This window comes from Actinoplanes sp. URMC 104 (assembly GCF_051386375.1).
Classification (GTDB): domain Bacteria; phylum Actinomycetota; class Actinomycetes; order Mycobacteriales; family Micromonosporaceae; genus Actinoplanes.
On record NZ_JBPQTO010000012.1, the window covers coordinates 495,685 to 520,137 of the forward strand.

General features: G+C 71.6%; 25 protein-coding genes and 1 pseudogene. 10 read left to right on the forward strand and 16 right to left on the reverse strand.

Translation table 11 applies throughout. The features are described from left to right. The first annotated feature begins 60 nt into the window (after positions 1–60). Complete coding sequence (locus tag ACSNN8_RS41220) at positions 61–840, forward strand: SDR family NAD(P)-dependent oxidoreductase (RefSeq protein ID WP_436656521.1); 780 nt, start codon at positions 61–63, stop codon at positions 838–840. Next, positions 837–1,262, forward strand: a complete 426-nt coding sequence (locus ACSNN8_RS41225) for a nitroreductase/quinone reductase family protein (RefSeq protein WP_436656523.1) — start codon at positions 837–839, stop codon at positions 1,260–1,262. Before ACSNN8_RS41220 ends, ACSNN8_RS41225 begins: the two co-directional genes overlap by 4 nt. Positions 1,263–2,131: 869 nt before the next feature. Here the strand turns inward: ACSNN8_RS41225 and ACSNN8_RS41230 are convergent. After that, on the reverse strand, positions 2,132–3,040 hold the full coding sequence (locus tag ACSNN8_RS41230) for an AraC family transcriptional regulator (protein ID WP_436656525.1): 909 nt from the start codon (positions 3,038–3,040) through the stop codon (positions 2,132–2,134). 59 nt (positions 3,041–3,099) lie between these two features. Between ACSNN8_RS41230 and ACSNN8_RS41235 the strand changes: the two genes are divergently transcribed. After that, complete coding sequence (locus ACSNN8_RS41235) at positions 3,100–3,987, forward strand: SDR family NAD(P)-dependent oxidoreductase (RefSeq protein WP_436656527.1); 888 nt, start codon at positions 3,100–3,102, stop codon at positions 3,985–3,987. Here the strand turns inward: ACSNN8_RS41235 and ACSNN8_RS41240 are convergent. The 3 genes and pseudogenes from ACSNN8_RS41240 to ACSNN8_RS41250 form a co-directional block, all read right to left on the reverse strand. After that, entirely contained in the window at positions 3,962–5,578 is a 1,617-nt protein-coding gene (locus ACSNN8_RS41240; RefSeq protein WP_436656529.1) for a glycoside hydrolase family 10 protein, read from the reverse strand. The two genes, ACSNN8_RS41235 and ACSNN8_RS41240, sit on opposite strands and share 26 nt — an antisense overlap. Positions 5,579–5,636: 58 nt before the next feature. After that, a complete protein-coding gene (glgA, locus tag ACSNN8_RS41245; protein WP_436656531.1) occupies positions 5,637–6,836 on the reverse strand; it encodes a glycogen synthase in 1,200 nt (399 codons plus the stop codon). Positions 6,837–7,062: 226 nt separating this feature from the next. Continuing rightward, a pseudogene (locus tag ACSNN8_RS41250) lies at positions 7,063–7,515 on the reverse strand (IS110 family transposase); the annotation flags it as partial. Between the two features lie 341 nt (positions 7,516–7,856). Here ACSNN8_RS41250 and glgC point away from each other — a divergent pair. Then, on the forward strand, positions 7,857–9,089 hold the full coding sequence (gene glgC / locus ACSNN8_RS41255) for a glucose-1-phosphate adenylyltransferase (protein WP_436656533.1): 1,233 nt from the start codon (positions 7,857–7,859) through the stop codon (positions 9,087–9,089). Positions 9,090–9,123: 34 nt separating this feature from the next. On the opposite strand, the gene ACSNN8_RS41260 is transcribed toward glgC, so the two are convergent. From ACSNN8_RS41260 to ACSNN8_RS41280, 5 genes are all read right to left on the reverse strand, one after another. Next, positions 9,124–10,128, reverse strand: a complete 1,005-nt coding sequence (locus ACSNN8_RS41260; RefSeq protein WP_436656535.1) for an AraC family transcriptional regulator — start codon at positions 10,126–10,128, stop codon at positions 9,124–9,126. Between the two features lie 18 nt (positions 10,129–10,146). Beyond that, positions 10,147–10,497 carry a phospholipase gene (locus tag ACSNN8_RS41265; RefSeq protein WP_436656537.1) on the reverse strand — a complete coding sequence of 117 codons (351 nt, stop codon included), beginning with the start codon at positions 10,495–10,497 and terminating at the stop codon, positions 10,147–10,149. Positions 10,498–10,506: 9 nt separating this feature from the next. After that, the gene (locus tag ACSNN8_RS41270; protein WP_436656539.1) at positions 10,507–11,931 is read right to left on the reverse strand and encodes a DUF4331 domain-containing protein; all 1,425 of its coding nucleotides are present in this window, start codon (positions 11,929–11,931) and stop codon (positions 10,507–10,509) included. 10 nt (positions 11,932–11,941) lie between these two features. Further along, positions 11,942–12,229 carry a hypothetical protein gene (locus tag ACSNN8_RS41275; protein WP_436656541.1) on the reverse strand — a complete coding sequence of 96 codons (288 nt, stop codon included), beginning with the start codon at positions 12,227–12,229 and terminating at the stop codon, positions 11,942–11,944. Positions 12,230–12,319: 90 nt separating this feature from the next. Continuing rightward, positions 12,320–13,231 (reverse strand): lytic polysaccharide monooxygenase, encoded by a 912-nt coding sequence (locus ACSNN8_RS41280; protein ID WP_436656543.1) that lies wholly within the window; start codon positions 13,229–13,231, stop codon positions 12,320–12,322. Between the two features lie 108 nt (positions 13,232–13,339). Between ACSNN8_RS41280 and ACSNN8_RS41285 the strand changes: the two genes are divergently transcribed. Then, positions 13,340–13,708 (forward strand): FKBP-type peptidyl-prolyl cis-trans isomerase, encoded by a 369-nt coding sequence (locus ACSNN8_RS41285; protein WP_436656545.1) that lies wholly within the window; start codon positions 13,340–13,342, stop codon positions 13,706–13,708. Positions 13,709–13,784: 76 nt separating this feature from the next. Then, positions 13,785–14,186 (forward strand): hypothetical protein, encoded by a 402-nt coding sequence (locus ACSNN8_RS41290; protein WP_436656547.1) that lies wholly within the window; start codon positions 13,785–13,787, stop codon positions 14,184–14,186. Between the two features lie 78 nt (positions 14,187–14,264). On the opposite strand, the gene ACSNN8_RS41295 is transcribed toward ACSNN8_RS41290, so the two are convergent. Continuing rightward, the gene (locus ACSNN8_RS41295; RefSeq protein ID WP_436656549.1) at positions 14,265–14,879 is read right to left on the reverse strand and encodes a TetR/AcrR family transcriptional regulator; all 615 of its coding nucleotides are present in this window, start codon (positions 14,877–14,879) and stop codon (positions 14,265–14,267) included. 92 nt (positions 14,880–14,971) lie between these two features. On the opposite strand from ACSNN8_RS41295, the gene ACSNN8_RS41300 reads away from it, so the two are divergent. After that, complete coding sequence (locus tag ACSNN8_RS41300) at positions 14,972–15,691, forward strand: SDR family NAD(P)-dependent oxidoreductase (RefSeq protein WP_436656551.1); 720 nt, start codon at positions 14,972–14,974, stop codon at positions 15,689–15,691. Between the two features lie 5 nt (positions 15,692–15,696). Here the strand turns inward: ACSNN8_RS41300 and ACSNN8_RS41305 are convergent, their stop codons facing one another. Further along, positions 15,697–16,188: an N-acetyltransferase family protein gene (locus tag ACSNN8_RS41305; RefSeq protein WP_436656753.1), complete on the reverse strand. Its 492-nt coding sequence runs from the start codon at positions 16,186–16,188 to the stop codon at positions 15,697–15,699. An 82-nt stretch (positions 16,189–16,270) separates the two neighbouring features. Between ACSNN8_RS41305 and ACSNN8_RS41310 the strand changes: the two genes are divergently transcribed. Beyond that, positions 16,271–17,128 (forward strand): UbiA prenyltransferase family protein, encoded by an 858-nt coding sequence (locus ACSNN8_RS41310; protein WP_436656553.1) that lies wholly within the window; start codon positions 16,271–16,273, stop codon positions 17,126–17,128. A gap of 4 nt (positions 17,129–17,132) precedes the next feature. Here ACSNN8_RS41310 and ACSNN8_RS41315 read toward each other — a convergent pair whose 3' ends face one another. The 4 genes from ACSNN8_RS41315 to ACSNN8_RS41330 form a co-directional block, all read right to left on the reverse strand. Continuing rightward, positions 17,133–18,017: a carbohydrate ABC transporter permease gene (locus tag ACSNN8_RS41315; protein ID WP_436656555.1), complete on the reverse strand. Its 885-nt coding sequence runs from the start codon at positions 18,015–18,017 to the stop codon at positions 17,133–17,135. After that, positions 18,014–18,970 (reverse strand): carbohydrate ABC transporter permease, encoded by a 957-nt coding sequence (locus tag ACSNN8_RS41320; RefSeq protein WP_436656557.1) that lies wholly within the window; start codon positions 18,968–18,970, stop codon positions 18,014–18,016. Before ACSNN8_RS41320 ends, ACSNN8_RS41315 begins: the two co-directional genes overlap by 4 nt. 70 nt (positions 18,971–19,040) lie before the next feature. Further along, positions 19,041–20,405: an ABC transporter substrate-binding protein gene (locus ACSNN8_RS41325; protein WP_436656559.1), complete on the reverse strand. Its 1,365-nt coding sequence runs from the start codon at positions 20,403–20,405 to the stop codon at positions 19,041–19,043. A 150-nt stretch (positions 20,406–20,555) separates the two neighbouring features. After that, positions 20,556–20,768: an RNA-binding S4 domain-containing protein gene (locus tag ACSNN8_RS41330; protein ID WP_436656561.1), complete on the reverse strand. Its 213-nt coding sequence runs from the start codon at positions 20,766–20,768 to the stop codon at positions 20,556–20,558. A gap of 113 nt (positions 20,769–20,881) precedes the next feature. Between ACSNN8_RS41330 and ACSNN8_RS41335 the strand changes: the two genes are divergently transcribed. Then, positions 20,882–21,718: a DUF1775 domain-containing protein gene (locus ACSNN8_RS41335; protein ID WP_436656563.1), complete on the forward strand. Its 837-nt coding sequence runs from the start codon at positions 20,882–20,884 to the stop codon at positions 21,716–21,718. 140 nt (positions 21,719–21,858) lie between these two features. Here the strand turns inward: ACSNN8_RS41335 and ACSNN8_RS41340 are convergent, their stop codons facing one another. After that, a complete protein-coding gene (locus tag ACSNN8_RS41340; RefSeq protein ID WP_436656565.1) occupies positions 21,859–22,797 on the reverse strand; it encodes an exopolyphosphatase in 939 nt (312 codons plus the stop codon). A 155-nt stretch (positions 22,798–22,952) separates the two neighbouring features. Between ACSNN8_RS41340 and zwf the strand changes: the two genes are divergently transcribed. Then, positions 22,953–24,446 carry a glucose-6-phosphate dehydrogenase gene (zwf, locus tag ACSNN8_RS41345; protein ID WP_436656567.1) on the forward strand — a complete coding sequence of 498 codons (1,494 nt, stop codon included), beginning with the start codon at positions 22,953–22,955 and terminating at the stop codon, positions 24,444–24,446. Positions 24,447–24,453: the final 7 nt, after the last annotated feature.

Here is a 24,453-nt window from a genome sequence, read left to right on the forward strand (position 1 = left end):
ACGTACCGTCGTCACGGTGAGTCGCTCGACTCACCATCTGTTCCGCGGCCGGAGGACCCCATGTCCCGCTTCACCGCTCAAACCGTTCTCGTCACCGGCGGCACCGGCGGCCAGGGCGCCAGTCACGTACGCGCCTTCCACGCCGAGGGCGCCAACGTCGTCATCGGCGACATCGACGCCGAGCGCGGCGCCGCCCTCGCCGCCGACCTGGGTGACAGAGCCCTTTTCGTACGCCTCGACGTCTCCGACGAGAAATCGTGGGCCGCCGCCGTCGCGGCTACCGAACGGGCCTTCGGCGGGCTCACCATCCTCGTCAACAACGCCGGAGTGCAGAACCCGCCGGCCCTGATCGAGGCCACCGACCGGGCCACGTGGACCCGCATCCTCGACATCAACCTCACCGGCACGTTCCTCGGCATCAGGGCCGCCGCACCGGCGCTGCGACGAGCCGGCGGCGGAGCGATCATCAACATCGGCTCCACCATGGGCACCGGCGGCACCGCCTTCTACGCGCCCTACGTCGCCGGCAAGTGGGCCGTCCGCGGGCTCACCCGGACCGCCGCCCTCGAACTGGGTCGCGACAACATCCGGGTCAACACCATCCACCCCGGCGTCGTGGCCACCGCGTTCATCACCGAACCGGCGGCCGGCGCCGACGCCCCGATCGCCGACTTCTACTCCCCCGAGCCGTTCGCCGTCCCCCGGCTCGGACAACCCGCCGACATCACGGCGACGTTGCTGTTCCTCGCCTCGCCCCAGGCCGCCTTCATCACCGGCGCCGAGCACATCGTCGACGGCGGCCTGCTGCTCGGACCCGCACTCAAGAACGAAGCCGCATGATGTCGCTCGCGCACCTGCCGCCGGAGATCAGGCGAGCCATCGAGATCACGCCCGCGGCCGGCACCCGCGAACGGACCGTGGACATCACTACCCTCGGGCGGCGCACCGGACGACCCCGCCGCATCGAGATCTTCTTCTACCGCGCCCACGGCGCCACCTACCTCTGCAGCGGCGCGGGCGGAGGGCCCACCGGCTGGTACGCGAACCTGCGCGCCCACCCCGCCTTCACCTTCCACCTGAAGAACGGCGTCAAGGCCGACCTCCCGGCCCACGCCACCACCGTCACCGACCCGGCCGAACGAGCGGCGGTCCTGGCCGCCATCGTCGACGACCTCAACCAGCCCCACGACCCCGGCACGATCCGTCCGACGAGGTTGGCGGACTGGGCCGACAGCAGACTGATGCGCATCCACTTCGACTGAGGTAGCAGGTCGCGGGATCTCACCTGCGGGTCTCCGCTCGCTCGGCACACCCGGATGGCGCGGGCGATTCCAGCAAGGGCGTCGGCGTACGCGCGGCCGCGTGCGTCGGCGAGGACATCGGCCAACGCACCGCCGCCCGCGACGGCGAGGGCATCGACGAACGCACGGCCGCCCGCAACGGCGAGGACATCGGCCAACCCACGACCGCTCGCAACGGCGTGCCGTGCCGCAGACCGGTCGGTGACGGCCGCACGACGAACCAAGCAATGACAGGCCCGTGCCGCAGACCGGCCGGCGACGGTCCATACGAGGAACCAGTAGGGGCGGGCACCGCACGGCACATCGACCGGCGGCGGGCCCGCGCGGCAAATTGGCCGGTGACAGGCACAGCGCTGGCAACGGTCCAGCGATGAGCTCCGCGGCGAATCGCCCCGACGACGGGGGCTGCGCGGGCGAATGGGCCAGCGGCGCCGAGGTGATACCGGGGCAATGTGGAGCGGGCCAGCGCAAGGCGAGGCGGCCCAGAGTGAGGCGTCCCCGGCGGAGCGAGGCGGCCCAGAGTGAGGCGGTCCGGGGCGAGGCAAGGCTGGCCAAGGCAAGCGAGGCAGGTCGGGCAAGCGAGGCGGCACGGAGCGAGGTGAGGCGGGGCAAGGCGGGCCGGAGGAAGGCGGGCCAAGGCAAGGCGAGGCGAGGCTGGCCAAGGCGAGCGAGGCAGGTGAGAGCGAGCGAGGCAGGTCAGGGCGAGCGAGGCGGCGGGAGCGAGGCGAGGCGGGGCGAGGCGGCCCAGAGAGAGGCGGCCCGGGGAAGGCGAGACGATGCAAGGCGAGCCCGGGCGCGGCGAGCCGGGGCGAGGCGGGGCGAGGAGGTGGTCAGCGGTGGAGGCGGTAGGTGCGCGGGGAGGAGCCGGTCACCCGTTTGAAAGCGCTGCTCAAGGCGCTCTCCGAGCTGTAGCCGACGGTGCGGGCGATGTGGGCCAGAGTGTGGTCGCCGCGGCGGAGGTGGGCGGCGGCCAGCTCGATGCGCCAGCCGGTCAAGTAGTCGAGCGGGGCCTGGCCGACGACCCGCTTGAAGCGGGCGGCCAGGGAGGAGCGGGAGACGGAGGCTACGGCGGCCAGGTCGGCCACGGTCCAGGCGCGCGCGGGGTTGCCGTGCATCGCGCGCAGGGCGGGGCCGACCACGGGGTCGGTCAGGCCGGCGGGCCAACCGGAGGTGGGCGCGCCGGAGGCCAGGTGCAGCCGCAGCAGGTGGATCAGCATGACCAGCGCCAGGTGCTCGGTCACCAGGGTCGATGCGGGTGGGTGGTCGCGCAGCTCGGCGTCGATCTGGTCGAGGGCCCAGCGGACGGTGGCGGCCGCAGGGGTGGCGCCGGGGACGTGCACGACCGGGGGCAGCGCGTCGAGCAGCAGGTTCTGGGCGCGCTCGCCGAAAGCGAAGCGGCCCCCCAGCAGGAACACGTCGTCGCCGGTGCCGGTGCGGGCGACGCCGTCCTTGGCGGCGGCGAAGATCGGATGGGCGGGCACGGGTGGCACGTCGAGCGAGCCGGCGAGCGTGAACGGGATGGGCCGCGGCAGCAGGAAGCAGTCGCCGGGGTGCAGCTCGACGACCGCGCCGGCGGCGAGCAGCAGGCAGCCGCCCCGGCGTACGGCGTTGAACTTGACCGCCGGCGGGGGTTCGAACGCCACCGCCCAGTCGCCGCCGGCCGCCAGCGCCACGGAGAAGCTGCCGGTGACGCCGACGAGGGCGAGCACGTCTTCGAGCGGATCGGCTTGGACGCTCACGCAACAATCATGGATGCTCAGCCATTCAGCGTCCAGCTCGTCCGGCGCACCATGGTGGCATGACATTGATCCACACTCCGTTCGGGCCGCGGACCACGGCGGCCGAGGTGCTCGCCGGCGTCGATCTCACCGGGCGGCGCATGCTGATCACCGGTGGCGGCTCGGGGCTGGGCCGCGCCGCCGCGGACGCGCTGCGCGACGCGGGCGCCGAGGTCCTCGCCCCGACGCGCCTCGAGCTCGACCTCGCCGACCTCGACGCGGTCCGGTCGTACGTCGAAGGACTCGACACGACCGTCGACGCCGTCATCGCCAACGCGGGCGTCATGGCCGTGCCCGAGCGCCGCACGACCGCGGCCGGGTGGGAGGTCCAGCTCGCGACGAACTTCCTCGGGCACTTCGCGTTGATCACCGGCCTGCGGCTGAGCGACGACGCCCGGATCGTGCTGGTGAGCTCCGGCGCCCAGCTGCGCGGCGGCGTCGACTTCGACGACCCGCACTTCGAGCGGCGCCCGTACGACCCGTGGGTTGCCTACAGCCAGAGCAAGGCGGCCGAGGTGCTGCTCGCCGTCGCGCTGAGCCGCCGCGACCCCGGCCGTACGGCGAACGCCGTCAACCCCGGCCGCATCCACACCAACCTGCAGCGCCACCTGCCCCCGGCCACGATGCGGGCGATGGGCGCGATGGACGACGACGGCAACCTGCTGCACGCCGACGGCTTCAAGACGCCCGAGCAGGGCGCCGCCGGGGAGGTCATGCTGGCCGCGTCGCCGCTGCTGCGCGGGGTGACCGGCCGCTACTTCGACGAGGACAACCAGGAGGCCGCGGTCGTCGCCGGCGGCCCGGAGCCGGCCCTGGGCGTGGCCCGGTGGTCGGTCGACCCGGACGCCGCCGACCGGCTGTGGGAGCTCGCGGAGGCCGCGGTCAGGAAGCAGTCAGCGGCGCGCTGACCGGACCCTCGTTGCCGGACCGGTCGAGGCCGCTGAGGCAGTACGTCACCGGGCCCGCGGGCGCGGCGGGATCGACGACCTCGACGCCGGCCCGGCCGGTGGCGACGAGCGACGCGGAGGCGCCGGCCACCCGGTAGAGGGCCCAGCTCGTGGCGCCCTCGGCCGACGCCTGCAGGCGTACGCCCTTGTCGGAGCGGGCCGCCGAGAGCAGACGCGGCGCGGACGGGCGGGCGACCGGCAGCCGTGCCATCCGCGGCACCAGCGCGGGCGCGGCGTAGTGCTGGTCGCGGTAGCGGGTCACGGCGCCGAGCCGGTCGGCGCGGATCTGCTTCGCGCTGAAGTGCACCTGGCCCTGTACGCCGTACCGGTCGTTGAGCGCCAGCTGCCGGTCGAGCTGGGCAGGGTCGCTCCACGCGCCCGGCTCGCCGACGCGGTAGTCGGCCATGCCGATGTAGAGCTGCACGTTCGTGCCCTTGGTCAGCGCCGTCCACCAGGGCAGCAGCTTTGCGTAGTCGGCCTTGGCGAAGCCGATCGTCCAGTAGAGCTGCGGCACGATGTAGTCGAGCCACCCCTGCTGCACCCACTTGCGGGTGTCGGCGTAGATCGCGTCGTAGGCCTCGAGCCCGCTGCTGTCGGAGCCGTCGGGGTCGTTGGTCCGGTTGCGCCAGATGCCGAACGGGCTGATGCCGAACTTCACCCACGGCTTGAGCTGCTGGAGGCGCTCGTGCATCTCGCGGACCAGCGTGTCGACGTTGTCGCGCCGCCACTGGGCGCGCGGCTTGCCGGCGCCGTAGCGGGCGTACGAGGCGTCGTCCGGGAAGTCCTGACCGGCTTCGGGGTACGGGTAGAAGAAGTCGTCGAAGTGCACGCCGTCCACGTCGTACGTGCGCACGGCCTCGAGCATCGCGTCCTCGACGAACTTGCGCGCCGCCGGGATGCCGGGGTCGAAGTAGAGCCGCGCCGTGCGGCCCTCGGGGTAGGCGATCGCCCAGTCGCGGTGCTTGAGCAGCGGATGGCTGGGCGCCAGCTTGGCGAAGTCGGCGCCCGGGCCGACCGGGCCGGGCTGGGTGCCGCGGTAGGGGTTGAACCACGCGTGGAACTCCAGGTTGCGGGCGTGGGCCTCACTCACCATGTACGCCAGGGGGTCCCACCCGGGCGAGGCGCCGTCGCGCCGGCCGGTCAGCCACTCCGACCAGGGGGCGTACGCCGAGGGCCAGAACGCGTCGCCGCTGGGCCGCACGTGCACGAAGATCGCGTTGTGGCGCTGCGCCACGGCGAGGTCGAGCCAGCGCTGGTACTCCGCCTTGACCTGCGCCTGCGACAGGCCCCGCCGGCTGGGGAAGTCGATGTTGGCCACCGTGGTGAGCCACATGCCGCGCAGCTCCCGGGCCGCCCGCACCGGCACCGTGCCGCACCGGCCCTCCGCGCCGGCCGGGGCCGACGGCGTGGGCGTGACCCAGGGCGCGCCCGCCGCCGGCGTGGGCTTGTAGGTCGCCGCCCGCAGCAGCCCGACCCCGAGGACCGCCGTCGCGAAGATGACCGAGGCGAGCGCGAGCGTGAGGCGGACCGGCGGCCGGGGGACGCGGAGCATGCGGACCAGTGTGCCCTGCCGCGCCGATCATTGCCGCGGCACGGGACCGGCAGGACCCCTAAAGAACCGTCCGGTAGACCGCGAGGGTCTGCTCCGCGATCCGCGACCAGCTGAACTGCTCGACCGCGCGCCGCCGGCCGGCCAGCCCCATCTCCCGCGCCCGGGCCGGGTCCTCGACGAGCTCGGTCATGGTCGCGGCGAGGTCGGCGACGAACTTGTCGGGGTCCACCGGCGTGCCCGTGCCGTCCTGCACCTGCTCGATCGGCACCAGCAGGCCGGTCTCGCCGTCGGCCACGACCTCGGGGATGCCGCCGGTCGCGGTCGCCACCACGGCCGTCTCGCAGGCCATCGCCTCGAGGTTCACGATGCCCATCGGCTCGTAGACCGACGGGCACGCGAACACGGTCGCGTGGGTGAGCACCTGGATGACCTCGTGCTTGGGCAGCATCTCCTGCACCCAGATCACGCCGCGCTCGTCGCGGGCCGCGCGCAGCTCGTCGGCCAGCCCCTCGACCTCGGCGGCGATCTCCTTGGTGTCGGGCGCGCCGGCCAGCAGCACGATCTGCGTCTCGGCGGGCAGCGACCGGCAGGCGCGCAGCAGGTAGGGCAGGCCCTTCTGGCGGGTGATGCGGCCGACGAAGACCACGCTGGGCCGGTCGAGGTCGATGCCGAGCCGCTCGATCACGTCGGTGCCGTGGTTCGGCGTGTACAGCTCGGTGTCGATGCCGTTGTAGACGACCTGCACCTTGGCCGGGTCGACCGAGGGGTACGCCTGGAGCACGTCGCGCCGCATGCCGCCGGACACGGCGATGACCGCGTCGGCATTCTCGATCGCGACCCGCTCGCAGAACGAGGACAGCGCGTAGCCGCCGCCGAGCTGCTCGGCCTTCCACGGGCGCAGCGGCTCGAGGCTGTGCGTGGTCACCACGTGCGGCACCCCGTGCAGCAGCTTGGCGGTGTGCCCGGCGAAGTTCGCGTACCAGGTGTGGCTGTGCACGATGTCGGTGCCCTCGGCGCCCGCGGCGATCTCGAGGTCGACGCCCATCGTACGCAGCGCCGCGTTGGCGCCGGCCAGCTCGGCGGGCTCCGGATAGGCCGTCACACCGGGCTCGTCGCGCGGCGCGCCGAAGCAGTGCACCCGCACGTCGGCGAGCGCGCGCAGGTCGCGGGTCAGGTATTCCAGATGGACGCCGGCGCCGCCGTACACCTCCGGCGGGTACTCGCGGGTGATGAGGTCAACGCGCAATCTCTCGGCCACGCCCGCAGCCTAGTACCTGCACCGCCCGCGCGCCGCGCTCACGCCTGTGGATGACGAGGTCGTTCGCGCTTGACAGCGGGTACGGTCGTTCCGCTCCCCTGGGCGGGGGTGTCCCTATGGGTTTGGTCAAGCGGTAGCTGTCCGAGGTTGGTAGGGGACCTTGTCGCGCAGCATGGCGAACAGGACGTCGCAGCGGCGGCGGGCCAGACAGGTCAGGGCGGCGTGCCTTGGGCGCTGCCTTGCGGAGCCCGGCCGGGCCACCGCAGCGCGACAGCAATTCCAGGACGGCCTTGTGCTGCACTAGCGGCCCCATTACGCGTTCCAGGGCGGGGTGGACCTGGGTGAGCAGGGCGCGGATGCGGTTGGCCAGCCGGATCGCTTCCCCGGCCAGGTCATCGTCGAAGCCGACCAGAACTTCCAGCTCGGCGAGTGTTTCGTCGCCGACGTCGACGCGGCGAAGCGTGTGCGGCAGCGTGCGGGTGGCGTCGGCGATCACATAGGCGTCACGGGCGTCGGTCTTCGCCGTGCCAGGGTGCAGATCAGCGATCCGGCGCATCGCCAGGCCAGGTGAGTAGGCGACCTGGTGGCCGCAGGCGACGGCGTGGTGGCCGTCCTTGCCGACATCAGGACCGAGAAACACCTGATAGTCGCCGTGCACCGCATCGCCTCCCCGCGACATCGCCTGCCGTCTCGATCGCCAGTCTGGCGTCGACTGCCGCAGCCACGTTACGAAGAGACCTACCCCAACCCTGCGGGTGGCCGTGTCCCTGTCAGCGGTCCATCGACGCCACCCGGCCCGGTGACAACACCCCCGGATCATCCGTACGACAGGGGCAGTAAGTCATGCGCGGCCCGGGAGACCGAGCAGTCCCCGGCCGGGGACGATCAAGGAGGTAACGGGGCTCGGGATGGCCACACGCGGTACACCAAGATCCGCTATCCTGGCCACTCGCCGTGGTGGGCTCGGCGAGTTGGTCTCTTCGGCTGGCGCTCCGGCTGGCGGAAAGTTAGCGTCCTTCCATGGCTGTCAAGGTGCTTGCGATCGTTCTGGCCGGTGGTGAGGGTAAGCGCCTGATGCCCCTGACGGCGGACCGGGCCAAACCCGGCGTCCCGTTCGGCGGCATCTATCGCATGATCGACTTTGTGCTGTCGAATCTGGCCAACGGCGGCTATCTGAAGATCGTCGTGCTGACCCAGTACAAGTCGCACTCGCTCGACCGGCACATCTCCAAGACGTGGCGCATGTCGACGCTGCTCGGCAACTACGTCACGCCGGTGCCCGCCCAGCAGCGGCTGGGCCCGCGGTGGTTCGCCGGCTCGGCGGACGCCATCTACCAGAGCCTCAACCTCATCAACGACGAGTCGCCCGACTACGTCATCGTGTTCGGCGCCGACCACATCTACCGCATGGACCCGAAGCAGATGGTCCAGGACCACATCGCCTCGGGCGCCTCGGTCACAGTGGCCGGCATCCGCCAGCCCAAGTCGCTGTCCGACCAGTTCGGCGTCATCGACGTGGCCGAGGACGGCAAGAAGATCCGGCAGTTCATCGAGAAGCCCAAGGAGGTGAACGGGCTGCCCGACGCGCCGGACGAGATCTTCGCGTCGATGGGCAACTACGTCTTCACCACCCGGGCGCTGTGCGAGGCCGTCTCCAAGGACGCCAAGGACCCGGACAGCAAGCACGACATGGGCGGCAACATCATCCCGATGCTCGTCGAGCGCGGCGAGGCCAACGTCTACGACTTCCGCGACAACTCGGTGCCGGGCAGCAGCGACCGCGACCGCGGCTACTGGCGCGACGTGGGGACGCTCGACTCGTTCTACGAGGCCCACATGGACCTCATCGCCACCGAGCCGATCTTCAACCTCTACAACCACGACTGGCCGATCTTCACGAACTACGGCTCGTGGCCGCCGGCGAAGTTCGTGCACGGCTACGACGACCGGCAGGGCCGCGCGATCGAGTCGATGATCTCGCCGGGGGTCGTGGTGTCGGGCTCGCTGGTCGAGCGCTCGGTGATCTCGCCGAACGTGCGGGTCAACTCGTGGGCGCACGTCGAGGGCTCGGTGCTGATGGAGGGCGTGCAGGTCGGCCGGCGCGCGATCATCCGCAACGCGATCATCGACAAGAACGTCATCGTCCCGGAGGGCGCGCAGATCGGCGTCGACCTCGACCGTGACCGCAAGCTCTACACGGTCTCGGACAACGGGGTGGTCGTCATCGGCAAGGGCCAGGAAGTCGAGCTCTGACGTCTTCCCGTTCAGGGGCGGCGGCCGGATCGGGCTAGCGGCGCTCGCGCAGCGTCTGCGAGGGCGAGACGCCGTACCGCTCGCGGTAGGCGCCGGCGAAGCGTCCGAGGTGGGTGAACCCCCAGCGGTACGCCACCTCGGACACGTTGACCTGCCACGGGTCGGCGCGGGTCAGCTCGGCGTGCACCCCGTCGAGGCGTAATCGCCGCAGGTAGGTCAGCGGCGACATGCCGACGTGCTGCCGGAACGACTCCTGCAGCACGCGCACGCCCACCCCGGCCACCGCGGCCAGCTCGGCCGCGGTGAACTGGCGCCACGGTTCGGCGTGCATCGCGTCGAGCGTGCGTTTCACCGTGCGCGGACGGTTCGGCCCCTGCAGCCCTGCCGGTTCCTCGCCGTACGGGTGCTCGACCGTCAACGCCAGCCCGCTGACCACCATGTCGCGCCAGCGGGCGGCCATGCGCGGTTCCGCGGACAGCCCGTCGCCGCGTCGCAGCTCGCCGAAGAGCAGCCGCACCAGCGACACCCAGGTGCGCCCGGGCGCGTCGACCGCGCTGAAGCTGTCGCCCAGCAGCAGCGGCGTCACGACCCGCTGGTCGAGCGCCGCGTCGAGCTCGCGTTCCAGGGCGGCGCGCTCGACCTTGACGCTGAGCAGCCGGCACGTGCCCGGCCACTCCAGCTCGATGTCGCCGATCGGGCGGTAGACCGCGGCCCGGGTCGGGTCGGCGAGCACCGTGTTGCCCCGGTGCCGCGAGTGCAGCATGCCGGTCAGCGGCGAGAGCACGTGGTACGACGTCTCGAGGTCGGCGATGGCGACGTGGATGTCGCTGCCGTAGCTGATCTCGCCGACCGTGAGCGGCCCGAACGACACCACCTCGCCGCGGAAGGCGAACCCGGACCGGTCGCCGACCGGGTCCACCCGCAACGGGCCGTAGAACAGGCGGCGGCAGAAGGCGCGTGCCTCGTCCACATCGGTCGTGGCGAGCTCGAAGCGGACGGGTGTCTCCGCGCCCGGGCGCAACTGGTGGACGCCGGCCATGGCGTCCACCCTAGACCGCTACACCGGTTGCGGGACCTCGGAAGTCACCGGCCAGGTGAACTCGGCGACCCCGCCGTCGGGCACCTCGACCTCGCCCAGCGGCGTGACCGGGTCGTCCCAGACGGTGTAGCGGCCGCGGGGCAGGCTGTCGAGCACCACGCTGTAGCAGACGCCGCCCCACACGTAGCGGGCGCGGACGGCCGCGTGGGTGCGCCGTGCCGGGTCCTCGACCGGGCTGACCTCGATCTCGCGGCCGTGCATCCGGCCGGGCGTGTTGATGATCAGCGCGCCGATGCCGTTGCCGATGTTGAGCATGACCGTCCCCTGCCCGGAGGGCGTCATGCTGTGCCAGGAGTGCTCGGAAGTCATGGTCAGCCTTCAGTCCGTTTCAGGGGCGGCGGTCGGGGTGGCGGGAAGGGGGTTGCCGAATCCGTCGAAGGGGGTGCCGAGGTACGGGAAGTGCTTGAGCAGCCCGGCGCTCGCGTCCTTGATGCTGAGTCCCTGCTCGACCAGCGCGGCCGCGGCGTCGGGCTCGAAGTCCTTCTCGACCAGCGGCAGGGTGGCGCCGGCGATGGCCCGCAGCGAGATCGAGACCACGTCGTCGGCGATGCGCCGGCCGTTGGGGAAGCCGGCCAGGTCGCCGCCGAGCACGCCGAACTTGCTGGGCTCCTTGGCCGGCGGCACGGCCGTGTTGAGCCGCAGCATGTCGGCCTGCACCTCGCCGGTGGTGTTCTGGAAGTTCTCGACGACGCCGTCCGGGATGCCGGTCAGCAGGATCGCCACCAGGTCGGCGCGGGGCTTGCCGGTCTTGTCGCGGGCGGCGAGCTTGTCGAACAGGCCCGGGTAGAGCACCGGCAGCAGCGTCTGCAGCTCCGGCTTCTCGACGAACTGGGCGAACCGCTTGTCCTCCGCGGGCGGCAGGCTGTTCCACGTGTCCTTCTGCGCCATCGGCACGATGACCTCGTTGAACAGCGGGTTGCCCAGCCGCGACACCTGCACCTGCGGGCCCACCACGACGTCGTCGTCGGCCCGGTCGCCGCGCACCTGCACCTGGCGCCGGCTCGCCGAGGTCCACACGCCGATCACGGCGCCGGGGTCGCGCCCGCGGACCTTTTTCTTGCCGTCCCGGCGTACGGCCGCCAGCGGCACCTGGATCGCGATGCTGTGCACGTTGAGCTTGTCGGTGGCGTTGACCGCCTTGCCCGCGTAGTTGAACAGCGTCTGCCCGACCAGGTGCTTGTCCTGGAACGGGCGCAGCGTGCCCAGGTCGAAGATCGCGCCGAGGTCGACGAAGAACGCGTCGGCGCGCTGGCCCGCGAACACCTTCTCGCCGGTCTTGAGCTTGGCGACGGCGTCCTTGGCGAGCTTGTCGTAGTCGGGGATCGACAGCTTGCCGACGTTGCACGGCGGGCACGGCAGCCGCTTGGCCAGCACGGTGCTCTTGCCGTACGCGTCGACCTTGGTGACCGAGAAGAACTGCCGGCGGTTCCAGTTCTCGCTGTCGAGCGAGTCGATCGGCCCGGTGTTGTAGAGGAACGTCTTGTCGTTGCGCAGCTCGGTGCGGAACCGGAACTGGTACGTCAGATCGGGCCGCGCGTCGCCGTTGGAGTCGATGTGGATCTCGTAGAGGACGTCGTCGCCGAACTCGAAGAAGTTCGGGCCGCTCGCCGGCAGCTGCAGCGGCACGTAGTTGGCGATGATCGTCACCGTGTCCGGGTCGTCCGGGCTGACGAACGCGTAGAGGTCGGAGCTGTCGGCCACCGGGTCCTTGCTGATCTCCGGGGCTTCGCGATGCGATGACATGTCGGTCCCCTCAGCCCTTCGCGGCCTTGAGCAGCCGGGCGGCGAGCTTCTTGTCGGTGAGCGTGACCTTGGAGCCGCCGGCGAACACGTCGAACGTGCCCTTCTCGGCGTCGCGCAGAGACAGGACCAGCGGGCCGGCGCCCCGGGGGGCGTCCTCGGACTCGCCGGCCAGGCTCAGCCCGGCCACGCCGGCCACGGAGACGCCCACACCGGCCGTGGCGGCGATCGCCAGGACCCGGCGCCGGTTCACCCCACGGTGACCGTTGGCTGCTCGGTAGCCGTAACGAACTCGACTCATGCTCGGCCTTTCATGATTCCTCGGGGGGAAGGAACGGGACCTGCTGGAGGATGTCGACGCCCATCAGTACGAGGGGGGAACCGTTGCGGTTCAACGGTTTTCGCGCCGTCTGCGAAGAAGTGCGCCCGCGGTGGCCCAGGATGCGGCGGCGAGGCCGAAGATCAACGCACCCGCGACGATCCAGTGACCGAGGGTGACCCGATCGTCGTCGCCGGGCCGCTGGGCGCTCACCAGATCCTGCGGTCGGGGCGTCTCCGGCGGCCGCGTCGTCCGGGTCGTGGCCACCGGGCGCGCCGCGGCCCTGGTGGTCGCCCGGGCGGCCGGGCGCTTCGAGGGCGCGGCCGGCTTCGTGGCCGGGGGCGCCGGCCGGGCCGCCGCGGCGGCCGGGAAGCTGAGGTCGGAGCAGGAGTAGTACGTGTCCGGGGTGCTCGACGTCTCCCAGACGACGTAGAGGATGTGCCGCCCGGCGCGCTGCGGCAGCTTCGCCTTCAGGACGTACGCCCCGTCGTCCAGCGCGGGGTCGGTGACCGTCACCAGCGGCTTGCTGCCGAGGTCGTCCCAGGCCAGGGGCTTGCGGGGGTCGTACGTGGCCCTGGTCAGGAACACCCGGAACTCGCCGGCGTGCGGGATCGTCGCGCGGTAGCGGATCGTGAGGGTCCGGCCCGCGCTCACCTTCGTGGCCGGGAAGTCGTCGCGCGGCAGATCGAGCCCGCGGAAGGCGTCGAGGCCGCCGCTGCACAGCTCGCCGTCGGGAAGGACCTGGCGGTCCTTGCCGTCGACGCCGGCGATGCGCAGGTTGTCGAACCGGCCGAAGTCGCCGCCGTTGGCCTTGCGGGCCGCCCTGCACGCCGCGCTGCCGGTCTGCTCGCCGCCCGAGGCGCACGCGGCGGTGCGGCTGATCGGCGTGGTCGGCGATCCGTGCGCCCCGGCCGGCGCGGCGGGCGCGAGCGCGATGGCGGCGGCCGCCGACAGCACGGCCGCGGCCAGACGATGCAGTCTCACGTGGGACCTATACGGAGAACACGCGTGAGTCGTTCAGCACGTCCCCACCGGCCGTCACGGGCGCTGTGATTGCATGGCGGGGCTCGACTGTCAACGAATGGAGTTCCCATGGACAAGCCCGACGTCGGCCCCATCGAGGGTGCGCCCCCGGCCGACCTCGTGATCGAGGACATCACCGTCGGCGACGGTCCCGAGGCCCAGCCCGGCCAGTACGTGAACGTGCACTACGTGGGCGTCGCGCACTCGACCGGCCGCGAGTTCGACGCCTCGTACAACCGCGGCGAGCCCTTCGCGTTCCCGCTGGGCGGCGGCCAGGTCATCGCCGGCTGGGACCAGGGCGTGGCCGGCATGAAGGTGGGCGGCCGCCGCAAGCTGACCATCCCGCCGCACCTGGGCTACGGCCCCCGCGGCGCCGGCGGCGTCATCAAGCCGAACGAGACCCTGATCTTCGTGGTCGACCTGCTCGGCGTGCAGTGACGTAACGGGTGCGGCGCCGCGCTCGGGCCGGCGCCGCACCCTTGTGCCCTTGCCGGCGAGCCGCGACGCTGAAGGCATGTTCGACCCCGACGGCGTGGCCGGCCACGTGCGCGAGATCCTCGACAGCGAGGCGTTGCCGGGCGAGGTCACGTGGGCCGGCCGGATGTGGGACGACGGCCGCCTCCGCTATCGGGTGACGGTCGTCGACTGGGCCGACGACGTCGTCAAGGTGGTGGTCACCTGCGCGGCGCAGGGCGCGGCGTTCGGCGTGGCGAACCGGCCGGAGCCCAAGCTGGCCCGCTACCTGGCCCTGAGCGATGAGCAGCGTGTCCGGGGCTGGACCGTGTCTGCCGGCGACCCCGCCCTCCGGACCCACCTCGCCGACCTGGTCGCCATCGTGAGCGACGCCTTCCACGCGTACGAAGTCCACCGTGAGGCCGACGGCAGCCACGGCCTGCTGGTCAGGAAGTTGCGCTGAGGTCGGCGTACATGATGTGCAGGCCCACCCGGCCGTGTGCGGGGTGGGCGAAGGCGCCCGGGCCGCGCCTCCCCCGGCTCAGGAAACGGCCGGCGGCCAGCCGCGCAGCGCCAGGTCGGCGACCAGCCGGAGCTCGTCGCGGGGGGCGCCGCCGGCGGCCTGGACGGCGATGCCGTTCGCCACGGTCATCAGGTAGCGGGCGAGCAGGCCGGGGTCGGCGCCCGCCGGCAGGTCGCCCTCGTCGACGGCCCGCTGGAAGCGGTCGCGCAGGTGGGCCGTGCCCGTCTCGCGCCAGGCGGCGAGGATGTCGCGGGCCCGGGAGCCGGACTCGCCGGCGGCCAGCGACCCCTGCACGCCGAGGCATCCGGCGGGACAGCCCGGCCGCGTGGTCGCCTCGACCGCGCCGCCGAGGAACGTGGCGGCCACCTGGTGGGCGGCCGGCTCCCGCAGCGCCCGGGCGAAGTACGACGCCGGGCCCTCGGTGTAGCGCTGCAGCACCCGGCGGAACAGGTCCTCCTTGTTGCCGAAGGCCCGGTACATGCTCGTCCGGGTGATGCCCATCGCACCGGTCAGGTCGTCGAGGCTGGCGCCTTCGTAGCCCTGCGCCCAGAACACCAGCACGGCCCGCTCGAGCGCCTCGTCGGCGTCGAACCCGCGCGGCCGGCCGACCGGCACCTTCCGCCTGCTCTCCACCGCGCCAGCATACCTCTTCGGTACCGATCGGTTACAAACTGGTACGGTGTCATTCGGTATCGCTTGATACCGAAGTATGGGGAGGTCACAGCATGGACAAGGTCGTTCTCATCACCGGAGGCACCTCGGGCATCGGCCTGAGCCTCGCGGAGGCGTTCCTGGCCGAGGGAGCGTCGGTGGCCGTGTGCGGCCGGTCACGGACGGCGCTCGACCGCTTCGCCCGGGCCCATCCGGAGGCGCTGGCCGTGCGGGCCGACGTGACCGTCCCGGAGGCCAGGGCCGCGCTGCTCGCGGCGGTCGACGACCGGTTCGGCCGGCTCGACGTGCTGGTCAACAACGCCGGCACGTTCGTCGAGCGGAACTTCGCCGCGGACGGCGACGCCACCACGGCCCTCGACCAGGAGATCGACCTCAACCTCACGGCGCCGATCCACCTGACCGGCGAGGTGGTGCGGCGGTGGCCGCCGCTGACCGCCATCGTCTTCGTGACCTCGGGCTTCGCCCTCGTCTCGCCCACCCGCGCGCCCACCTACGGCGCCGTCAAGGCCGGACTGCACGGGTTCGCCGACGGGCTGCGCCGCCAGCTCGCGCCGCAGGGCACCCACGTGCTCGAGGTGCTCCCGCCCACCACGGACACACCCATGAACGCCGGCGCCACGGGGGCTAAGCTGCCACCCGCCGAGGTCGCCGCGGTCACGCTCGAGGCGCTGCGCAAGCGCCGGCCGATGGCGCTGCCCGGCGCCACCCGGCTGATGCCCGCGATGCTGCGGATCGCGCCGCACGCCCTCGGGCGCCGGGTCGCGAGGCTCTGAGCGGCTCAGCCGGTCAGGTCGGCGTACATGATGTGCAGGCCGACCCGGCCGTGCGCGGGGTGGGCGAAGGCGCCCGGGACGGTCCCGACGATCGTGAAGCCGTGGCGCTGGTAGAGGTCGACGGCCGTCTTGTTGGACTCGGCCACGGCGTTGAACTGCATGCCCGCGTACCCGTGCTGTTTCGCCCAGGACAGAGCGAACCGCAGCAGGGCCGTGCCGACCCCCCGGCCGCGGCTGATCGGGGCGACCATGAAGCTGGCGGTGGCGACGTGGGAGCCGGGGCCGGGACGGTTGGCGCCGACCTTCGCGGTGCCGAGCACCTCGTCGCCGTCGACGGCCACGACCGTCTCGCCGGGCGGGGGCTCCAGCCAGATCGCGCGGGCCTGCTGCTCGGTCATCGCGGGGTCGTAGGGGAACGTGTCGGCGGCCCGCACCACCGACCGCACGATCTCCCACACCTGCGGCCAGTCGGGCTCGGTGAACTGCCGGATCAGCACGATGCGCACGTTACCCAGTCTTCTCCGTCGCGGTGGGTAGTTCTCAGCGGGCTGTCAGCACGGCCCCGGCACGATCTGGCGCATGACAGCTGCCACGCTCGTGGTCGCGGTGTCGCGACCGTGGTTCTGGCCGGTCTCGTGGGTGCCGGCCTATCTGGGCACGGTGCTCGCCGACGGCCGGCTCACCCCCGCCGACCCGCCGCGGGCGGCGGTGGCCCTGCTGGTGCTGGGTCCGCTGGTGTGGGGCGCCGTGCTCGCGCAGAACGACCTGCACGACCTGGACAGCGACCGCGCGAACCCGCGCAAGGCGACCGCGCCGCTGGTCACCGGGGCGGTCGACGAGCGGCGGCTGCGCCGCTGGTACTGGTGGATCGCCGTCGCCGCCCTCGCCGCCGCGCTGTTCGTGCGGCCGCTGTTCGTGCTGGGCGTGGCCGGGGTGCTGGCGCTCGGGTGGGCGTACAGCGCGCCGCCGCTGCGCCTCAAGACCCGGCCGGGCTGGGACGTCGCCGTCAACGCCTTGGTCGTGGGCGTCGTCTCCCCCGCCGCGGGCTGGTCGATCACCCGCGACCCGTGGGCGTTCCCGTGGCAGTTCGCTCTGATCGGGCTGCTGTTCGCGGCCGCCGTCTATGTGCCGACCACGGTCACCGACCTGCCCGCCGACGCCGGCGCCGGGGACCGGACCTTCGCCGTACGCTTCGGCGCCCGCTTCGCCTACCGCGCCGGGCTCGGCCTGTGGGTGGCGGCGCTGGCGACGAGCCTCGCCTGCGCCGCCGCCGACGTGGTGGTGCCGCGGAGCACGCTGACCGGGCAGCTGCTCGCGATCCCGGTGCTCCTGGCGGCGTACGCCGTGCTCACCCGCCGCCCGTCGATCCCCCGGCTCGCCGTGCTGTCGCTGTTCTTCGCCGTGCCGACGGCCGGGTTCGCGTTCGCGGTGACCTGAGGCGTCACTTGACCGAGCCCAGCGACAGGCCCTGCACGAGCTTGTCCTGGGCGGCGAAGCCGGCCACCAGCACGGGCAGCGAGACCACGAACGCGGCCGCGCAGAGCTGGGCCAGGAACAGGCCCTGGCTGGTGACGAACGACGTCAGGAACACCGGGGCGGTCTCGGCGACCGTGGCGGTCAGCACCCGGGCGAACAGCAGCTCGTTCCAGCTGAAGATGAAGCAGATCAGCGCGGTGGCGGCGATGCCGGGCATCACGACCGGGGCGATGACCGAGCGCAGCGTCTTGGTGAGCCCGGCCCCGTCGACGGCCGCGGCCTCGAGCATCTCGACGGGCACCTCGGACAGGAACGAGCGCATCATCCAGACGGCGATCGGCAGGTTCATCGACGTGTAGAAGACGATCAGCAGCCAGATGTTGTCGAGCAGCCCGGCGTACTGGGCGAACAGGTACAGCGGCAGCAGGCCGGCCACCACCGGCAGCATCTTGGTGGACAGGAAGAAGAACAGCACGTCGGTCCACTTCTTGACCGGCTTGATGCTCAGCGCGTACGCGGCGGGCAGCGCCAGCAGCAGCACGATCAGCGTGGACACCACGCTGGCGGTGAGCGAGTTGAGCAGCGGCGGCCACGGGCTGGCGCCGCCGGAGAAGAACTCGCGGTAGCCCTCCAGGGTCAGCGGCGCGAAGACCGCAGGCGGGTTCTGGGCGGCGTTGCTCTCGCTGTGGAATGAGGTGAGCACCATCCAGACCACCGGCAGCACGAACAGGATGCCGACTATCCAGGCGAGCAGGCTGAGCCAGACGTTGGCCCCCTCGCGGCGCTTCTTGACCGGCCGGCCGGCCTCGTCGCGGGTGGCGGGGACCGGGGCGGTATCGGTGACGGTCATCGGCCCGACTCCTCCTTGAACAGCGACGAGACGGTCCGCAGCGCGAACGTCGCGATGATGATGGTGCCGATGACCACGACGACCGCGGCGGCGGACGCCCGGCCGTAGTCGTGGGCCTGGTAGAAGATCTGGTAGATCGTGTACGGCAGGTTCGCCGTTCCGAGGCCGCCGGACGTGATCGTGAAGACCGCGTCGAAGTTCTGCACGATGTAGATCGAGCCGAGCAGCGCGCCCAGCTCGAGGTACTGGCGCAGGTGCGGCAGCGTCATGCTGCGGAAGATCTGCCAGGTGTTCGCGCCGTCGATGCGCGCGGCCTCGATCACGTCGAGCGGGCGGCCCTGCAGCCCGGCCAGCAGGATCAGCATCATGAACGGCGTCCACTGCCAGACCAGCGAGAAGATGACCGCCCACAGCGGCATGTTGCTGATCCAGTCGGGCTGCGGCGGGCTGTCCGAGCCGAACAGCCCCCACACCCAGGTGAGCGCGCCGTTGAACAGGCCGTACTCGGGGTTGTAGAGCGCGTGCTTCCAGATCAGCGCCGCGGCGACGGGAACCACCAGGAACGGCGCGATCATCATCGTGCGCACCGCGCCGCGGCCGCGGAACTTGCGGTCGAGCAGCAGCGCGATGCCCAGGCCGAGCAGCAGACTGATCAGCACCACGCCGACGGTCAGCAGGATCGTGGTCCACACCGCGTCGCGCATGTTGACGTCGGTGAACACCCGGACGAAGTTGTCGAAGCCCGCGAAGCCGCGCTCGTCGGGGTAGTACGCGTTCCAGTCCATGAACGAGATGACCAGCGTGGCCACGAACGGCAGCTGCGTCACGACGATCATGAAGATGAGCGCGGGCAGCAGCGGCGCGCGCCGCGCCCAGGCGGAGGCCCGCCGCGCCGCCCCGGGCTGCGGCGACTCCGCGGTGCCGACGCGCGACTTCTCGGCGACCGATGTCATGCTGAGCCTCCTGTGGCATGCCTTCCTGGCCCTGCGGGCGCTTCGCTGACTCCGGTGCAGTCAGTCATGCCTAGCCCTCCTCGCGGGACTGGTAGCGCTCGGCGACGTCCTCGGCGAGCCGCTGACCCCGATCCAGCGCCTCGTCGACGCTCATCTGCCCGGCGATCGCCGAGCTGACGTACTGCGACACCTGGGTGCCCAGGTCGGTGAACTCCGGAATGTCGATGAACTGGATGCCGATCGCGGGCCGGGGCTGCACGCCCGGGTTGCGCGGGTCGGCGCCCTCGATCGCCGCCCGGGTCGGCTCGGCGAACGCCGACGCGACGCCGAGGTAGTCCTGGTTCTCGTACGTCGAGGCGCGCTTGCCGGCCGGGACGCTGGACCAGCCGACCTCGCGGCCGACCAGCTCCTCGTACTGCTTGCTGGACGCCCACGAGATGAACTTCCAGGCGTTGTCTTTCTGGGAGCTGGCCTGCTGGATGCTCCACGACCAGGCGTACAGCCAGCCGGAGCTGCGGGTCTTCACGACGGGCGCCGGGGCGTACCCGATCTTGCCCTTGACCGGGGAGTCGTCGGCCTCCAGCGAGCCCGCGGCGCTCGTGGCGTCGTACCACATCGCGACGTTGCCCTGGATCATGTTGTTGAGGCACTCGGTGAAGCCGGCCTGCGGGGCGCCGTTCTCGCCGTGCGTGCGCACCAGGTTCACGTAGAAGTTCGTGGCCTCGGTGAACTCGGGCGCGTCCACCTTGGGCGTCCAGTCCTGCTCGAACCAGGTGCCGCCGAAGGTGTTCACCACCGTGGTGAGCGGCGCGAAGATCTGCCCCCAGCCCGGCTGGCCGCGCAGGCAGATGCCGCGCATGCCCGGCTGCTTGTTGTCGACCCGGGCGGCGATGTCGGCCACCTGCTGCCAGGTCGGCTTCGCGGGCATCTGCACGCCGCCCGCGTCCAGGACGTCCTTGCGGTACATCAGGAATGAGGACTCGCCGTAGAACGGCTCGCCGTACAGCTTGCCGTCGTCCGCGGTCAGCGACTGCGTCATCGGCGCGAGGATGTCGTCCTGGTCGAACGCGGTGTCGGCGGTGACGTAGTCGTCGAGCGGCGCGATCCACTTCGACTTGGCGTAGATGGGGATCTCGAAGTTGCTCAGCGAGGCGACGTCGTACTGGCCCGCCTGGCTCGAGAACTCCTGGCTGATCTTGTCGCGGACGTCGTTCTCCGGCAGCACCGTGAAGTTGACGTTGATGCCGGTCTCACGGGTGAAGTTCGCCGCGGTGAGCCGCTGCAGATCGATCATCTGCGGGTTGTTCACCATCAGGACGTTGATGCTGTTCGCGCCTCCGCCGCCCGGCCCGCCGCCCCAGCCGGCACATCCCGTGAGGGCGAGCACGGCGGCGGCGGCCGCGGCGAGCAGGGCGCGTGTGGGCCTGCGTGACATCCGGCCTCCCCGGCGAGGCTTGCTCGGTCCCGGCGGCACGTTGTGACGCCGGCAACACAACGGCCTCAGTACATGCCTGAGATCGACACGATGTCAACCATTCGTCACGCTCCGTCCGGCGAACGGGCAATCCGGGGCAGCCGGCGTGCCCTAGGAGGAGACCACCCGGGCCTGCTTGCCGAAGACCTCGACCACGTCGCCGGGGTGCAGCTGCCGGCCCCGCCGGGTGTCCACCTCGCCGTTGACCGACACGTCCCCGGAGGCGATGAGCACCTTGCCCTCGCCGCCGGTGTCGATGAGGTCGGCCAGCTTGAGGAACTGTCCGAGTCTGATCATGTCCCCGCCGATCGGCACGTCACGCATGCGAGTCATTGTGCAAGCCGGCGACCGGCCGGCCGACGCCGGGCGGGACGGCGGAGCAAAAAGAAATTCCGGTGGCGTTGAACCTTTCCGGCGTGTGATCCGAACTACCCCCCGTGAGGCACTTCCAGCTGGCCCGCCGCGCGGGCGTTCCGGTCGCTGTTGCTGCACTCGGCGTGCTCGCCGCGACCCCGGCCCTGGCCGACGTGACGGTGTCGCCGTCGACCGCCGTGCAGGGCAGCGGGGAGAACTTCAAGCTGCACGTGACCAACGACGGCGACAAGCCGATCCGCACGGTCACGGTGCGGCTGCCGGCGGACACCCCGGTGGCGGAGGTCTATCCGCTGTCGGTGGACGACTGGGCGCCGCGGATCGAGACCCGCACGGTGTCGACCGAGCTGCCCACGCTGCACGGCGGCGTGCCGACCGACCAGGCCGCCTCGGCGATCACGTGGCTGGCGATGCCGGGCAGGGACCTCGCGCCCGGCGCGAGCACGGACCTCACCGTGGCGATCGGGCCGCTGCCCTCGCTGAGCACGTTCCAGCTGCGCGTCGCCACGACCTACGCCGACGGCAAGCCCGGCCCGGCGGTCCCCCCGGCGGCCATCAAGCTGACGGCCGACCCCACCGGCGGGCAGCAGGCCGGGCACGGCCACGGCGGCGGGGCATCCGGGACGACCGAGGACCCCGAGGCGCAGCTGTTCGAGGACACGGTCGCGGACGCCGAGCGCGGCCCGTCGGTCTGGTCGATCGCCGGCTGGGTGGTCGCCGGGCTCGCGCTGCTCGGCGGCGCGGTGATGATGGTCCGCGCCCGGCACCGCGCCGAGGAGGACGAGCCGGACGAGGACGAGACGCCGACCGCCACCGACAGGAGCGCGACGGACGAGGCGGTCGAGGGCGACCGGGAGCCGGTGGCCGCCGGCGGCACGAGCAAGTGGGCCTACAAGGGCTGACGCGAGACTCCCGCGCTGGTGGACGCGGGACCGTCGTGATGACGCGCGTGGGGCGCGGAGCACGACCGGCGGGTGGGGTCATTGGGCATGACCCGCGACCCGCGGACGAGGGGCGGGAGGATCCTCCCGCCCCTCGAGTATCAGACCGCGACCGTACGGGGTGAGCGCAGCGCCTCGATGATCTCGAGCTCGACGCGGTCGGACTCCTCGTGCGGGACCTGGCAGGTGCCGGCCGCGAGGTGCCCGCCGCCGCCGTAGCGCAGCATGACCGCGCCGATGTCGACCGGCGAGGTGCGGTCGAGGATCGACTTGCCGCACGCGAAGACGGTGTTGAGCTTCTGCCGCCCCCAGATGATGTGCACCGACACGCGCGCCTCGGGGAACAACGCGTACACCATGAACCGGTTCCCGGCGTGGATGACCTCCTCGCCGCGCAGGTCGACCACGACCACGTCGCCCTCGACGTGGCTGACCCGCTTGAGCTGCTCGACGAACAGGTCGTGCTGCGCCCGGTACAGCTCCGCCCGCTCGGCCACGTCCGGCAGCCGGAGGATCTCGCGGACGTCGTTGTGCTGGATGCAGGCGTCGATGAGCTGCATCATCAGCTGGTAGTTGGAGATCCGGAACTCGCGGAACCGGCCCAGCCCGGTGCGGCTGTCCATGAGGAAGTTCAGCAGCGTCCAGCCCTCGGGGTGCAGGACGTCCTCGAGCGTGTAGTCGGCCGAGTCGGCCTGGTCGACCGCGTACATCAGGCCGTTGGATACCTCGGGGAAGCGCTCCCGGCCCCCGTAGTACTCGTAGATCACCCGGGCCGCCGAGGGCGCCTCGGCGTCGATGATGTGGTTGCTGAGGTTGCCCTCGTTGCGCAGCGTCTCCGAGTGGTGGTGGTCGAAGACCAGGTGCGCGCCCGGGGCGTACGGCAGGTTGGTCAGGATGTCGTTCGCGGTGACCTCGACCTCGCCGTCCTGCACGTCTTTGGGGTGCACGAACTTGATGTCGTCGATCATGTCGAGGTGACGCAGCAGCACCGCGCAGACCAGGCCGTCGAAGTCGCTGCGGGTCACGAGCCGGTACTTCACGGGTCCCCCTCGGCCAAGACAACAGATACCCGCCAGTTTGCCACTTTTGTCGCTGTATCCCTGGTCGCATCGGAGGATGGGTATGAACCTTTCCGACTCCACGCTGCGTAAAGTTTTCCCGGACGGACCCGACGGCCGGAGGACAACCAGAGACCATGGACAACGCCCCTCAGCTCATCCAGGAGCGCAGCGCCCCACCCGCCACGCTGGTGATCTTCGGCGCGTCGGGCGACCTGACCCGGCGCAAGCTGCTCCCCGCCGTGGAGAGCCTCGCTCGCCACAACCGCCTGCCCAGCGAGTTCGCCCTGGTCGGCGTCGCGCGTACGCCGATGGCCGACGAGCAGTTCGCCGACAGCCTGCTCGGTGAGCGCCGGCTGCTCGACAAGCCGCAGCTGCAGGGCGGCATCCGGTACGTCTCGGGCGGCTACGACGACCCGGACACGTACAAGCGCCTGGCCGAGACCCTCGACGAGCTCGACGCGGTCCGCGGCACGGCCGGCAACCGCCTGTTCTACCTGTCCACGCCCGCCGAGGCGTTCGAGCCGGTGATCAACGGCCTGGCCGGCGCGGGGCTCAACCACGCGCGCGAGGGCTCGTTCTCGCGGCTGGTCATCGAGAAGCCGTACGGCCGGGACCTGCCCACCGCCCGGGAGCTCGACCGCGTCGTGCACGGCTCGTTCGACGAGCCCCAGGTCTTCCGCATCGACCACTACCTGGGCAAGGACACCGTCCAGAACGTGCTGGCGCTGCGCTTCGCCAACTCGATCTTCCAGCCGATCTGGGACCGCTCGTGGATCGACCACGTGCAGATCACGGTCGCCGAGACGCTGGGCGTGGGCACCCGCGGCGGTTTCTACGAGCACGCCGGCGCGATGCGCGACATCGTGCAGAACCACGTGCTGCAGGTGCTCGCGCTCGCGCTCATGGAGCCGCCCGCGTCGTTCGAGGCCGAGGGGCTGCGCAACGAGAAGGTGAAGCTGCTCCAGGCGATCCGGCTGCCCACCAACCGCGACATCGCCGACCTGGCGGTGCGCGGGCAGTACACCCGCGGCGGCACCCGCGACGACCTGATGGCCGGCTACCGCGAGGAGGTCGGCGTCGACCCGCTGTCGCGCACCGAGACGTACGCGGCCATGCGGCTCAACGTCGACAACTGGCGCTGGGCCGGGGTGCCGTTCTACGTGCGCACCGGCAAGCGGTTGCCCGCGCGCGTGACCGAGGTGGCACTGCAGTTCCAGCGGCCGCCGCACCTGCCGATCCCGCAGGACCAGCTCACCGGGCTCGAGGCGGACGCGCTCATCCTGCGCATCCAGCCCAACGAGGGCATCTCGCTGCGCTTCGGCGCCAAGGTGCCGGGGCATTCGTTCCGGGTGCGCACGGCGAGCATGGACTTCTCGTACGAGAACACGTTCGCCGAGGAGTCCCCCGAGGCGTACGAGCGGCTGCTGCTCGACGCGTTGCTGGGCGACCCGACGCTGTTCATCCGCACCGACGAGGTCGAGCAGTGCTGGCGGATCGTCGACCCGATCATCGAGCACTGGGCCAGCGACAACTCGCCGATCCCCACCTACGAGGCCGCCTCGTGGGGCCCGGCCGACGCCGACCGCCTGATCGGCCGCTCCGGCCGGGCCTGGAAGAACAGCATCTGAGCACCGG